Genomic DNA, 12,944 nt, shown 5'->3' with positions numbered 1-12,944 from the left:
GCATCGGGCGGGGGGCTGCGGTTATCATAGGCGGTCATCACACGAGCGCCCGCCGTTGCGGCGGAGCTTCCATTCTATCCGGCCGGCCGCCGAACGCGGCGGGTTTGCCTTACCCGAGGAGTTTCAGATGGCCAGCTACGGCATGAACGACGTCAAGAACGGGATGAAGATCCTGGTCAACAGCGAGCCTGCGATCATCACCGATACCGAATACGTCAAGCCCGGCAAGGGCCAGGCGTTCACCCGCGTCAAGTACCGCTTCATCAAGTCCGGGCGCGTGGTCGAAATGACCATGAAGGCGACCGACAGCGTGGAAGCGGCCGACGTGGTCGACACCGACATGCAGTACCTGTACAGCGACGGCGAGTACTGGCACTTCATGCAGCAGGAAACCTTCGAGCAGGTGCAGGCCGACAAGGCCGGCGTCGGCGACGCCGCCAAGTGGATCAAGGGCGAAGAGGATTGCGTGGTGACGCTGTGGAACGGCACGCCGATCCAGGTCACCCCGCCGAACTTCGTCGAACTGAAGATCGTCGAGACCGACCCGGGCGTGCGCGGCGATACCTCCGGCGGTGGCGGCAAGCCGGCGACCCTGGAGACCGGTGCGGTGGTGCGCGTGCCGCTGTTCGTCGGCCAGGAAGAAGTGATCCGCGTCGATACGCGTTCGGGCGAGTACGTTTCGCGCGTCAAGTAAGTCGGCATGCCCGCGGCCGCCGCCGGCCGCGGGCATGCGCACGCGCTGGCGTGCGGCGGCCAGGCAGCGCCATGCGCCGGATCGCCGTGCGGCGGTGATGGACCACCTCGCTCCCAGGAAACGCCCGTGACGACCAGCCACGCCGACAGCGCCGACAGCAAGTACCCGCACGATCGCGTCGTGTTCTTCAGCGATGCGGTCTTCGCCATCGCCATCACCTTGCTGGCGGTGGAGATCAAGGTGCCGGCGCATGCCGAGGTCGAGGCCGCCGGCGGCATCCTGGCCGCGCTGCACCGGATGCTGCCGCTGTTCATCGGCTTTGCGGTCAGCTTTCTGGTCACCGCGCTGTTCTGGAAGTCGCACCTGCAGCTGTGCCGGCACATCCGCCAGTTCGACGACCGGCTGATCTGGCTCAACGTGCTGCAGTTGCTGCTGATCGGCCTGCTGCCGTTCTCCACCGCGCTGTACTCGGACTATTTCGGCAGCCACGAGGCGTTCGCGGTGTACTGCGCGCATCTGGCGGCGATCGGCCTGGCCGGGTACTGGCTTCATGCCTATGCGGTGCGCAAGGAAGGCCTGGCGCAGCGGCTGGGCCCGCTGCAGGCGCAGGCGATGAAGCTGCGCGCGGCGGTCTCGCCGGTGGTGTTCGCGTTATGCATCCCCGTGGGCATGGTGGCACCGTGGCTGGGCCGCTTCGGCTTCCTGGCGGTCTTCCTGCTGCAGTGGGGGGTGATGCGCGTGTACCAGCGGCGCATCCGCCAGGCCCAGGCGGCACCGGCACCGTGACCCTCCCTTTTCTAGAGTCCCTGCAATGACCTCCATACCCGAATCCTGCGACCTGCTGATCGAAGCCGGCTACGTGGTCCCGATCGAACCGCATGCGGTGGTGCTGGAAGACCACGCGGTGGCGGTGCGCGGCAGCGAGATCGTGGCGGTGCTGCCCACGGCCGAGGCGCGCACGCGCTTCGCCGCCGCGCGCACCGTCTCGCGCCCGGACGCGGCGCTGCTGCCGGGCCTGGTCAACGCGCATACCCACAACCCGATGACCCTGCTGCGCGGCATCGCCGACGACCTGCCGCTGATGGTGTGGCTGCAGCAGCACATCTGGCCGGTGGAGACCGCGGTGATCGGCCCGGAGTTCGTCGCCGACGGCACCGCGCTGGCCATCGCCGAGATGCTGCGCGGCGGCACCACCTGCGCCAACGAGAACTACTTCTTCGCCGACGTGCAGGCCGCGGTGTACAAGCAGCACGGCTTCCGCGCGCGGGTCGGCACGGTGATCATCGATTTCCCGACCGCCTGGGCCAAGACCTCCGACGAGTACTTCGCCCGCGCCTGCGAGGTGCACGACCAGTGGCGCGACGATCCGCTGGTCGGCATCGCCTTCGCCCCGCATGCGCCGTACACGGTCAACGACGCCAACTTCGAGCGGGTGCGGATGCTGTCCGACCAGCTCGAGGTGCCGGTGCACCTGCACACCCACGAGACCGCGCAGGAAATCGCCGACTCGCTCAAGCAGTACGGGCAGCGCCCGCTGGCGCGGCTGGACCGTCTGGGCCTGGTCAACGACCGCCTGATCGCGGTGCACATGACCCAGCTCACCGACGCCGAGATCCACCTGTGCGCCGAGCGCGGGGTCAGCGTGGTGCATTGCCCCGAATCCAACCTCAAGCTCGCCTCCGGCTTCTGCCCGGCCTGCGCGCTGCAGCGTGCGGGCGTGAACCTGGCGATCGGCACCGACGGCTGCGCCAGCAACAACGACCTGGACATGTTCAGCGAGAACCGCACCGCGGCGATCCTGGCCAAGGCCGTGGCCAACGACGCCACCGCGCTGGACGCGGCCAGCACGCTGCGCGCGGCCACCCTGGGCGGCGCGCGTGCGCTGGGCTTCGGCGAGACGATCGGCTCGATCGAGCCGGGCAAGCAGGCCGACCTGATCTGCGTGGATCTGTCGGCGCTGGAGACCCAGCCGCTGCACAACGTGCTGTCGCAACTGGTGTACGCCACCGGCCGGCAGCAGGTCAGCGACGTGTGGATCGCCGGCCAGCCCAAGCTCAGCCAGCGCGTGCTGGTGGACATGGACGTCGACGCGCTGGTCGCCAATGCGCGCGAGTGGCGCGAACGTATCCGCAGCGTCCACGCCTGATCCGCTATGTTCGCCGTGCCGCCCCGCGCGCGCGGCCCCAACGAGAGTTCGCCATGACCGCTTCCGCCGCCAACGCCTCCGCCAATTTCGATCAGGCCGAACTGGACAAGTTCGGCGCCCTGGCCACCCGCTGGTGGGATGCCGACGGCCCGCAGAAGCCGCTGCATGCGCTCAACCCGGTGCGTCTGCGCTACGTCGCCGAGCGCCTGCCGCTGCGCGGCGCGACGGTGCTGGACGTGGGGTGCGGCGGCGGCCTGCTCAGCGAGGCGCTGGCCAAGGAGGGCGCGCAGGTCACCGCGATCGATCTGGCACCGGAGCTGATCAAGGTCGCGCGGCTGCACCAGTTCGAATCCGGGGTCGAGGTCGACTACCGCGTGCAGTCGGTCGAGGACCTGGCGGCGGCGCAGCCGGGCAGCTTCGACGCCATCACCTGCATGGAGATGCTCGAGCACGTGCCAGATCCGGCGGCGATCGTGCGCGCCTGCGCAACCCTGCTCAAGCCGGGCGGACAGCTGTTCCTGTCCACCCTCAACCGCACCCCGGCCGCGTTTGCCCTGGCCATCGTCGGTGCCGAGTACGTGGCGCGGCTGCTGCCCACCGGCACCCACCGCTACCAGGATTTCATCAAGCCGGCGGAACTGGCCGCGTGGTTGCGCCAGGCCGAACTGCAGCTGCGCGACGTCAGCGGCCTGGCCTACGAGCCGTGGCGCAATCGCGCGCGGCTGTCCTCGCGCACCGAGGTCAATTACCTGGCGTGTGCTGTAAAGCCGGGAATCGGGAATGGGGAATAGGGAAGCGCCGCTGCCGCGGCGGGGTTACCCGCCGGTGGTGCTGTTCGATCTGGATGGCACGTTGCTGAACAGTGCGCCGGATCTGCTGGCCGCGGCCAATGCGCTGCTGGCCGAGCATGGGCGTCCTGCGCTCGACCTGGCGCAGTTGCGGCCGGTGGTGTCGAAAGGCTCGCGGGCGATGCTCGGCGTCGCCTTTCCGGATCTGCCCGCCGCGCAGCGCGATGCGCTGATCCCGGCATTCCTGCGCCACTACGAGGCGCTGATCGGCCGCCATTCGCAGCCGTTCGACGGCATCCCGGAACTGCTGCAACGCCTGGAAGAGGCCGGCAGCGTGTGGGGCATCGTCACCAACAAGCCCGAGGCGCTGGCGCGGTTGATCCTGCCGCAGTTGCAGTGGGAGCAGCGCTGCGCGGTGCTGATCGGCGGCGACACGCTGCCCGAGCGCAAGCCGCATCCGCTGCCGCTGCAGGTCGCCGCGCAGCGCTTGAGCGTGGCGCCGCAGGAAGTGGTCTACGTCGGCGACGACGAACGCGACATCCTTGCCGCGCGCGCCGCCGGCATGGCCTCGGTGGCGGTGCTGTGGGGTTACCGGCTGGACGAGGACGATCCGCTGGCCTGGCGCGCCGACGCGATGGTCGCCGCGCCGGCCGAGCTGTACGACGCCGTCGCCTGGCCGGTCAGCACGGCTGCGTCCTGAAACCGGTGCTGTCGCCGCGTTCGCGGCGATGTTGCGACCGCTATGTCGCGGTCTGCACGCCGACGCCGCTCGGCATCCACCGGTCGCGCACGTACACTGCGCGTTCTGCGCGGCAGCCGCGCTCACTCTCCCATTGCGCGATGCCGTCGGCGCGCGCCTGACTCCGGATTCACCGATCGCATGAGCAGTTCGTCCGCCCTGGATGCCTTCCTCGACAAATGGCGTCGCCGCTGGCCGGAATGGGCCGTGGCCGAGGCCTTCGTGCCGGCGCCGCAGCGCGCCCGTACCGTGGCCTGGTTCGCGCTGCTGCAGGAGTTCGACGACATCCTCAACATCGCCGGCGACCCGCTGCCGGCCGACGCCAAGCTGGCGTGGTGGGGCGAGGAACTGCGCAGTTGGGCCGGGCAGCGTTCGCGGCATCCGCTGGGCCGGGTGCTGGAGCCGGTGGCGGCGCCGTGGACACAACTGGCCGAGGCCTTGCCGAGCCTGCCGCAGTCGCGCGCGGCCGCGGCCGACACCGCGCATGCGCTGGAGCGGCTGGAGCCGTTCGCGCAGGCGGTGGTCGCGGTCGAGCGCGCGTTGTTCGAGGCCTCGGCCGAGGGCGCCGTGGTGCCGGTCGCGCTGCAGGTGCTGGCGCAGCGCCTGGTCGAGGGCGGCGCCGCCACCGCGCCGCTGGCGCTGCGCGGCGGCGATGAGGCGCAGCAGCGCCAGCGCTGGGCGCAGGCATTGCTGAAGCCGTGGCCGCGCCGTGTGCGCGGGCCGCGTCCGCGGCGCATCCTGTCGGCGTTGGCGCGTGCGCGGATGGTGCAGCAGGCGGCCGCCATGCCCAGGCCGCCGGGACAGATGGCGACGCTGTGGCGCGCCTGGTGGGCCGGGCTGGGCTAGAGCGACCAACACTCTTCGACGACGTCGGGTTGGCCTGCCAAGCCCAACCCGAAGGGCCGCGGTTGCGCGCGCGCGTCGCGGTGTCATCGCTCAGATCTGGACGGACGTCCACGTCCTCGCGCGTCCTTGCAACGGGTACGCGCAACCGCGACGCGGCATGCGCGGGCAGGACGACACGCGCCAGCCCGCGCCGCCGCCTGGCTTCAGGGCGCGCTGCCGGCGCCGCTGTTGGCGTACTCGTAGAAGCGATTGGCCGAGGTGCTGCAGTTGCTGCTGCAGTACGGACGGCCGATGGTCGAGGCGTTCCACGGCGCGCTCTTGCGGATGTGCCCGCCCAGCGTCGAGTCGCGGATCACCACCTTGCCGTTGGGCGAGGTGCCGTCGACGTAGTTGGACAGGCTGCCCACGCTCTCGTCCCAGGCCCGGCCCAGCCACACCGTGCCGTTGCCCGGATTGCCGACCGCATCGAAGGTGCTGCCGATCGCCAGGAAGCCGTAGCTGCTGCCCGGGCGGGTGCTGGGCGCGAAGATCACCCCGCCGTCGGCGGCGCCGCGGCGCGCGGCGGTGTAGCGGATGGTGCTGCCGGCGAACACCGCCACGCCCGAGCCGAAGATGAAGTCGGTGTCGCCCTCGATGGTGCCGCCCTTGAAATAGGCGCGGATCACCGTGTTGGCGCTGCCGGCGCTGACCAGCAGGGTGTCTTGGTTGCCGGTCAGCACCACGTTCTCCAGCACTGCCTTGTCGCCGCGCAACGCCAGCGCCACCGCCGACTGGTTGCTGCCGCTGTAGGTGCCCTCGACATAGCTGTTGACGATCGCCAGGTTACGCGCCTGGAACTGCGCCGCGCGCACGGTGACGGTGCCGCTGTCGGAGGTGCCGACGGTGCTGCTGGCGGCGTTGCTGGCGCACGGATGGGTGGCGCTGCCGGTGGGTTTCGGGGTGGGGTTGGCGTTGCCGAAACGGATCGTGGTGCTGGCCGGGCTGCCGCCGAGGCCGAACAGCGTGAGCGGCGGCGCCGCGGCGGGCACGCAGACCACTTCGGTGTAGGTGCCGGGCGCCACGCTGATGTAGCGGCGCATGCTGCCGCCGGCGGCGACCGCGGCGTCCACCGCGGCCTGCACGGTGCGGTAGCGGGTGCTGCCGTCGGCGGCCACCGCGTAGTCGGCCTGCAGCAGCGCGACGCCTGCGCTCGGATCCCAGTTGTCGGTGACCAGCGCGCCGATCGGTCCGGCCTGGGCCAGGTGGCGGGCGACGGTCTGGTTGGCCGCCTCGCTGCTGGTCAGTTGCGGGCGCGACGCAGTGCCGGTCAGCGCCGGGGCATCGGTGACGACCCCGGCCGCCAGGGCGAGGGTGGAGGAAAGCAGCAACCAGCGCGATACGGTCATGGGAAGCCTCCGCTCAAGGATAAGGGCCCGCGGCAACGCTTGGAATGATACCGGTGTCATCCGGTAGCGTGATCAGGCGTCGTCAGCGGACCGGCGATGGTAGGGGCGTTCGCCCGTCGATGCCGGCCGGTGTCGCAGCCAGAGCTCGGTTATGTCGCTTCCATCACGATCGCGGATCCTCCGTACGCGCGGCACGCCGGTGGGTGGGTGTGTGGAGGGCGATTCCCAGGCAAAAACGCGACGGCTGCCGGCATTCCAGATCCTGCGGCGGCGGACGGTCGCCGCACTGCGGCATGGATCTGCGCGCGGTGTGCCGACCCTGATTGGTGGCGTGACGGGGTCGTGAATTTGGATACGAGCGGCGCCGCGACGTGCGCTACGCTCGACGCGGATCTCATCTGGAAGCCCGTCGATTGAAGCGCCTGTGCCGTTGGTGCTGCCTGTTGCTGTGCCTGGGCGTGACCGGGTCGGTGCTGGGGCAGGAACTGCTGTTGCAACGGCTGGCCGCCGACCCTCCGGCATCGGAGGTGGTGGCGGGGCGTGACGATGCCGCGTTCGCCGATGCCGGCCATGGTGCGATCCTGTACGAGCGCAGCAAGCAGCCCACCTGGTGGCGGATCCGTGCCGACCATGCGATCGGTCGCGACGGCCAGCCGCAACTGGTGCTGCAGTCGCCGTATCTGACCCGGGTCGAGGCCTGGGTGCCGGGACGCGCCACGCCAACCCGTCACGCGATCTACGGCGCCGACGCCGACCTGCGCTATTCCACCCGGGCCCTGGTGATCGCCTTGCCGCAGGGGTTGCCGGCCGGCGCCTCGATCTGGCTGCGGGTGCACGCGCCGGCGGCGATGCCGATGCCGGTGGGCATCGCGCCGCTGGCGCAGGTGCAGCGCGAGGATCTGCACTATGTCGGCTGGCGCGCCTTCATCCTCGGCTCGACCACGGTGCTGGCGATCCTGGCGATCGCGTTGTGGGCGCGTCTGCGCGAGCCGATCTACGGCTACTTTACCGCCAACGTGATGTGCGTGCTGCTGTACCTGCTCGGCCTCGGCGGCGAGGCGCGCGCGGTGCCGGGCCTGGCCAGCGTGTTCGCGTCCTCGCCGACGCCGATGCGCATCGTCGCCGCGCTAGGTGGCTTCTTCATCATCACCTTCCAGCGCCGGCAACTGGAGATGCGGCGGCAACTGCCGCGGCTGGACCGGGTGCTGCGGCTGTGCGCGCTGTTCCTGCTCGGCATCGCCGTGGCCTGCCTGCTGTCGGACGCGGCGGTGCTGAGCGTGCTGGGCAATCTCGGGCTGATCGTCGGTGCGGCGCTGCTGCTGCCGTGTTGCCTGCTGCTGGCCTTGCGCGGGCAACGCTACGCCTGGCCGTTGCTGGCTTCGTGGACGCCGCTGTGGATGCTGTGCGTGCTGCGCTGCCTGGAACTGACCGGGTGGTTGCGCCTGGACGTGGCCGCGCCGGTGCTGGCGCATGGCATCAGCCTGGCGCTGGCGATCTCCTGCCTGCTGGTGACCTTCGGTCTGGCCGAGCAGATCCTGGAACTGCGTCGCGACCGCGACCGCGCCAGCCGCATGGCGACCGTGGACGAACTCACCGGCATCCTCACCCGCGCCGCACTGCAGCAGCGTCTGGCCGAGGCGCTGCAGGACGCCGCGCGCGGCGTCCGGCCGCTGGCATTGGCCTATATCGATATCGACCATTTCAAGCGCATCAACGACATCCATGGCCACGCCGGTGGCGACGCCTGCCTGCGCTGGGTCGCCGCCTGCGCGCGGGCGCGCCTGCGCAGCACCGACACGCTCGGCCGTCAGGGCGGCGACGAGATGCTGCTGTTGATGCCCGGCGCCACTCTGGAGGCCGCGCGGCGCGTGGCCGAGGACATCCGCCAGCACGTCGCCGCGCAGCCGCTGCCGCGCGAAGGCCAGGCGCTGTCATGCACGCTGAGCGTCGGCGTGGCGCAATGGCAGCGCGGCGAGAGCGTGGCGGCGCTGTTGCAGCGGGCCGATGCCGCGCTCTACGCCAGCAAGGCCGCCGGCCGCAACCGCGTCAGCGTTTCCCCATCCACCGCGTCACCCACCAAGGAGCCTCAGCCATGACTGCACAGCCCGCTTTGCCCGCGTTCGCTCCCGATCAGTTGCAGGTCGGCGACATCCTGTTGCAACTGGGCTGCGGCCCGGTCTCCGAACTGATCGCCTGGTGCGGCGACAGCATCTACAGCCATGCCGCCATCGTCGCCGACAACGGCGAGCTGATCGAGGCGGCGGCCAGCGGCGTGCGCCGCTATCCGCTGTCGCAGCGGCTGACCGACACCACCAACTACCTGATCATCGACGCCTACCGGCCGCTCAGCTACGCCTGCGTGGCGCTGGACGACGCCGATCGCGCCAGCGTGCTGGCGAAGGCACAGTTGATGCTGAAAACCCGATATCCGCTGGACAGCCTGGCCACGCTCGGCCTACTGGTCGCCATCCGCGGCAAGTGGCCGCAGCACTGGCTGGCGCGGATCGTGGTGCGCGAGGCGCTGGACCATCTGGTGCGCGACGACCCTTCGCACATGGTGTGCAGCGAAGTGGTCTACCGCGCGCTGGCCGAATGCGATGTGACGCCGCCGGGCCGGCTGGCGCCGCAGATCGTGCTCAGCGGGCCGACCCACATGCCGTTCCCGCACCTGGACTGGAAGGCGCTGTGGCAGGAAGTGTGGCAACTGCTGCATCCGCAGCGGCAGCAGGCCTTGGGCGACATTGCGCAGCGCCTGGCCGCGGTGGAGGGCGCACCGGCCAGCCTGGCCGCCTCGGCGCTGACCACGATCGCCGACGACGACTTGCTGAGTCGCGCCAACGAGGTCCGCGCCGGACTCCACCTGCCGCCGCTGGCGCCGGTCACCGATCAGGTGGAAGACAACGGCAGTCTGCTGCGGGAAGCCGGCGAAGAAGCGCCGGGAACGCCCTTGCCGAAGCCCAACCCCAAGCTGGTGATGCCGCTGGACCTGGCCAACAGCCCGTCGCATGTGGTGCTGGGTCGCCTGCTCGAGGTGGTCGCGCCGGCATAGCGGAAAGGCTGCGCGCCAGCGCAGTGCAGCGAGGCTGCGCCCGTACCCTCATCCGCCCCTTCGGGGCACCTTCTCCCGAGGGGAGAAGGGAGAGCGCTTGCCCCTCTCCCATTGGGAGAGGGGCGGGGTGAGGGTGCTGCCTCCCGGCCACGCACGCCAACACACTTGACCCACCAGCGCTTTACGGCTGCTTTGTCCGCTCCAGCACCAACAACGGATCGATGCGCACATCGAACCAATTCATCCCCCAATGCAGATGCGGCCCGGTCGCACGACCCGTGGCACCCACCGCGCCGATCACCTGGCCCTGGGCGATGCGGTCGCCGACTTTGACGTCGATCCGCGACAGGTGCAGGAAGTTGGAGCTGACGCCATAGCCGTGATCCAGCAGCACGGTGCCGCCGGTGAGGTACAGGTCGGGGGCCGCGAAGGTGATCACGCCGGCGGCCGGGGCCTTGACCGGGGTGCCGGTGGGCACGGCGATGTCCATGCCCGAATGCCCGGCGCCGGGCTGGCCGTTGTAGACCCGGGCGTTGCCGAAGCGGCCGCTGATGCGGCCCTGCACCGGCCAGATGAAGGGTGCGGCGAAATCGGTGCGCGGGTCGTCGCGGTCGCGTGCGGCAGTGACCTGGGCCTGTTCGCGCTTGATCCGCTCGGCGATCGCCGGCGGCGGGTTCACCGTCTTCGGCGGCACCCCGTTGACCTGTTCCAGCGGCCAGTCGCGCGGCGTCACCGCGATCTCGACCGTCTCAGTCCCGCCATCCGGGCGCTGCACGGCGATGCGCAGCGGACCGCGCTCGTCGCGGCCGATGCCGAACACCACGCTGCCGTAGTCGCTGACCCGCAGGGTGCGTCCGGCGTACTGCACGCGGCTGCCGGGCGCGACCTTGCCGATCACCAGCGCGCCCTGCGAGGCGCTGCGCGGAAACACGCTGCGCGCCTGGGCGCCAGCCGCGGCCGGCGTCTGTGCGTGCAGCGCAGGGGCGAGCGGTGCAGTCAGCAGGACCAGCGCCAATGCGGCGCCGGACACCAGGGCGCCGCGCATCAGCGGTCGAACGCCAGGCGCTGCCCGTTGGGGGTGCCGACCAGGCGGGTGCCGTCCCAGGCCAGCACGCCGTTGATCCAGGTCGCGGCGATCCTGGAGCGGAAGCTGCGGCCTTCGAACGGCGACCAGCCGCACTTGGACAGCACGTCCTCGCGGCGCACGGTGAACGCGGTGTCGTCGATCAGCACCAGGTCGGCGTGGTAGCCCTCGCGCAGGAAGCCGCGTTCGTGCACGTCGAACAGCAGCGCCGGCGCGTGCGCGAACTTGTGCACCACCTGGGCCACGCTGAGCCGGCCCTCGTGGACCAACTCCAGCGCCGCGACCAGCGCGTACTGCACCAGCGGCAGGCCCGACGGCGCCTGCGCGTACGGCTTGCTCTTCTCTTCCCAGGTATGCGGGGCGTGGTCGGTGGCGAGCACATCGATCACGTCCTCGGCGATCGCGCGGATCAGCGCCTCGCGGTCGCTGGCGTCCTTGATCGCCGGGTTGCACTTGATCAGGTTGCCGAGCGTGGCGTAGTCGGCGCGGTCGAAGCGCAGGAAATGGATGCAGGTCTCGGCGGTGATGCGCTTGCCCTGGATCGGGCCGGGGGTGAACAGCGCCAGCTCGTCGGCGGTGGAGATGTGCAGCACGTGCAGGCGGGTGCCGTGCTTCTTCGCCAGCGACACCGCCAGCTGCGAGGACTTCAGGCAGGCCTCGCGCGAGCGGATGTCCGGGTGCATGTCCGGGGTCAGCGCCTCGCCGTACTTTTCCTTGAACGCAGCCAGGGTCGCGTCGATGGTCGGTGTGTCTTCGCAGTGGGTGATGATCGGCGTCGGCGCGTCGCGGAAGATCGCGTCCAGGGTCTGCGGGTTGTCGACCAGCATGTTGCCGGTGGAGGCGCCCATGAACACCTTGATGCCGGGCGCGGTCTTCGGGTCCAGGGTCTGGATCGCGGCCAGGTTGTCGTTGCTGGCGCCCAGGTAGAAGCCGTAGTTGCCCCAGGCGCGGCCGCGCGCGGCGTCGTACTTGGCCTGCAGCGCGGCGGCGTCGAGCGTGGGCGGGTTGGTGTTGGGCATGTCCATGAAGCTGGTCAGGCCGCCGGCCACCGCCGCGGCCGATTCGGTGGCGATGTCGCCCTTGTGGGTCAGGCCGGGTTCGCGGAAGTGCACCTGGTCGTCGATCATGCCGGGCAGCAGCCAGCGCCCGGCGGCATCGACCACGGTCTCGCCCTCGCGCGCGGCCAGCTGCGGGGCGATCGCGGCGATGCGGCCGTCGGCGATGCGCAGGTCGCCCTGGGTTTCGCGGCCCTCGTTGACCAGGCGCGCGTTGACGATCAGTGTGGAAGCGGACATCAGTGTTTTCCTTGGCAGCGGCAGGGTGGCGGCGCCGTGGGGTCGGGCACCGGGTCGAACCCGCCAGGATGGAAGGGGTGGCAGCGACCGACGCGGCGGGCGGCCATCCAGCCGCCGCGCAATGCGCCGAAACGGGCGATGGCGGTCACCGCATACGCCGAGCAACTGGGCACGAAACGACAGCGCGGTCCCAGCAGCGGGCTGATGAAGCGCTGGTACAGGCGCAGCAGGGCGATGAGAGCGCGGGCGATCACATCACCATGATATGCCACTGTGCTGGACTAGGCGGGTCGCTCGGCGTATACGCCGCGTTGTTGCCGCGGGGGGTAGGGTAGGCTATAAAGGCCCGCTTTCCCGGGCCCCGGGAAGACCAAGGAAGAGCGTTCGTGGCTGCTAAAAAACCTGCAAAGAAGGCCGTCCAGGCCGCCAAGAAGCCCGCCAAGCCCGTCGCCAAGAAAGCGCCGGTGTCCGCCGCCAGCAAACCGCTGAAGAAAGCCGCGCCCGCGAAGTCGGCGGCCAAGGCTGCGCCGGCCAAGCCGGCCAGCAAGGTCGTGGCCAAGAAGCCGGCGGCCAAGCCGGTCGCTGCGGCGCCGGCGAAGTCCGCTCCTGCCAAGAAGGCGCCTGCCAAGCCGGTCGCCCCGGCCAAGGCCGCCGCCAAGCCAGCGCCCGCCGCCAAGCCGGCAGCGAAGACGCCAGCGGCCAAGCCTGTGGCCAAGACCGCGGCCGCTCCCGCCAAATCCAAACCGGCCACCGCCTCTGCCGCACCTGCGGTGACCACCTCCGTACCGAAGTCGGCGCCCAAGCCGGCTGCGGCCAAGCCTGTCCCGGTCAAGCCCGCCGCGCCTGCCGCAGCACCGGCCTCCAAGCCCGTTGCCGCCAAGTCCGCCGCGCCGTCGACCCCGCCACAAAAGAATCCCG

General features: G+C 70.5%; 12 protein-coding genes and 1 pseudogene. 8 read left to right on the top strand and 5 right to left on the bottom strand.

Annotated elements, in window-relative coordinates; translation table 11 throughout:
• Window positions 1-127 precede the first annotated feature (127 nt).
• The 6 genes from efp (at window position 128) to CEK69_RS13800 (ending at window position 5,213) form a co-directional block, all read left to right on the top strand.
• Window positions 128-694, top strand: coding sequence for an elongation factor P (efp, locus tag CEK69_RS13825; RefSeq protein ID WP_010343528.1), 567 nt, complete (start codon window positions 128-130; stop codon window positions 692-694).
• A 126-nt stretch (window positions 695-820) separates the two neighbouring features.
• Complete coding sequence (locus tag CEK69_RS13820) at window positions 821-1,480, top strand: TMEM175 family protein (protein WP_152246162.1); 660 nt, start codon at window positions 821-823, stop codon at window positions 1,478-1,480.
• Window positions 1,481-1,505: 25 nt separating this feature from the next.
• The gene (locus CEK69_RS13815; RefSeq protein WP_010343530.1) at window positions 1,506-2,840 is read left to right on the top strand and encodes a TRZ/ATZ family hydrolase; all 1,335 of its coding nucleotides are present in this window, start codon (window positions 1,506-1,508) and stop codon (window positions 2,838-2,840) included.
• A 53-nt stretch (window positions 2,841-2,893) separates the two neighbouring features.
• On the top strand, window positions 2,894-3,631 hold the full coding sequence (gene ubiG / locus CEK69_RS13810; protein ID WP_150411436.1) for a bifunctional 2-polyprenyl-6-hydroxyphenol methylase/3-demethylubiquinol 3-O-methyltransferase UbiG: 738 nt from the start codon (window positions 2,894-2,896) through the stop codon (window positions 3,629-3,631).
• Window positions 3,621-4,328: a phosphoglycolate phosphatase gene (locus tag CEK69_RS13805; RefSeq protein ID WP_152246160.1), complete on the top strand. Its 708-nt coding sequence runs from the start codon at window positions 3,621-3,623 to the stop codon at window positions 4,326-4,328. Before ubiG ends, CEK69_RS13805 begins: the two co-directional genes overlap by 11 nt.
• Window positions 4,329-4,508: 180 nt before the next feature.
• Window positions 4,509-5,213 (top strand): phytoene/squalene synthase family protein, encoded by a 705-nt coding sequence (locus CEK69_RS13800; protein WP_152239348.1) that lies wholly within the window; start codon window positions 4,509-4,511, stop codon window positions 5,211-5,213.
• A 203-nt stretch (window positions 5,214-5,416) separates the two neighbouring features.
• Here CEK69_RS13800 and CEK69_RS13795 read toward each other — a convergent pair whose 3' ends face one another.
• Window positions 5,417-6,598, bottom strand: a complete 1,182-nt coding sequence (locus tag CEK69_RS13795) for a putative acyl-CoA thioester hydrolase (protein WP_152246158.1) — start codon at window positions 6,596-6,598, stop codon at window positions 5,417-5,419.
• 413 nt (window positions 6,599-7,011) lie between these two features.
• Between CEK69_RS13795 and CEK69_RS13790 the strand changes: the two genes are divergently transcribed.
• A complete protein-coding gene (locus CEK69_RS13790; protein WP_152246156.1) occupies window positions 7,012-8,694 on the top strand; it encodes a diguanylate cyclase in 1,683 nt (560 codons plus the stop codon).
• Window positions 8,691-9,647 (top strand): hypothetical protein, encoded by a 957-nt coding sequence (locus CEK69_RS13785; protein WP_226975162.1) that lies wholly within the window; start codon window positions 8,691-8,693, stop codon window positions 9,645-9,647. Before CEK69_RS13790 ends, CEK69_RS13785 begins: the two co-directional genes overlap by 4 nt.
• A 181-nt stretch (window positions 9,648-9,828) precedes the next feature.
• Here CEK69_RS13785 and CEK69_RS13780 read toward each other — a convergent pair whose 3' ends face one another.
• From CEK69_RS13780 to CEK69_RS21300, 4 genes and pseudogenes are all read right to left on the bottom strand, one after another.
• Window positions 9,829-10,692: a M23 family metallopeptidase gene (locus CEK69_RS13780; protein ID WP_152182314.1), complete on the bottom strand. Its 864-nt coding sequence runs from the start codon at window positions 10,690-10,692 to the stop codon at window positions 9,829-9,831.
• Window positions 10,692-12,026 carry a dihydroorotase gene (locus tag CEK69_RS13775; protein WP_152246154.1) on the bottom strand — a complete coding sequence of 445 codons (1,335 nt, stop codon included), beginning with the start codon at window positions 12,024-12,026 and terminating at the stop codon, window positions 10,692-10,694. Before CEK69_RS13775 ends, CEK69_RS13780 begins: the two co-directional genes overlap by 1 nt.
• A complete protein-coding gene (yidD, locus tag CEK69_RS13770) occupies window positions 12,026-12,298 on the bottom strand; it encodes a membrane protein insertion efficiency factor YidD (RefSeq protein WP_026144024.1) in 273 nt (90 codons plus the stop codon). The genes CEK69_RS13775 and yidD overlap by 1 nt, the downstream gene beginning before the upstream one ends.
• A 9-nt stretch (window positions 12,299-12,307) precedes the next feature.
• Window positions 12,308-12,944, bottom strand: a pseudogene (locus tag CEK69_RS21300) (hypothetical protein); the annotation flags it as partial.

The organism is Xanthomonas sp. LMG 12462, assembly GCF_009192885.1.
GTDB lineage: Bacteria > Pseudomonadota > Gammaproteobacteria > Xanthomonadales > Xanthomonadaceae > Xanthomonas_A > Xanthomonas_A sontii.
This window is presented reverse-complemented; position numbering and strand designations above follow the sequence as displayed.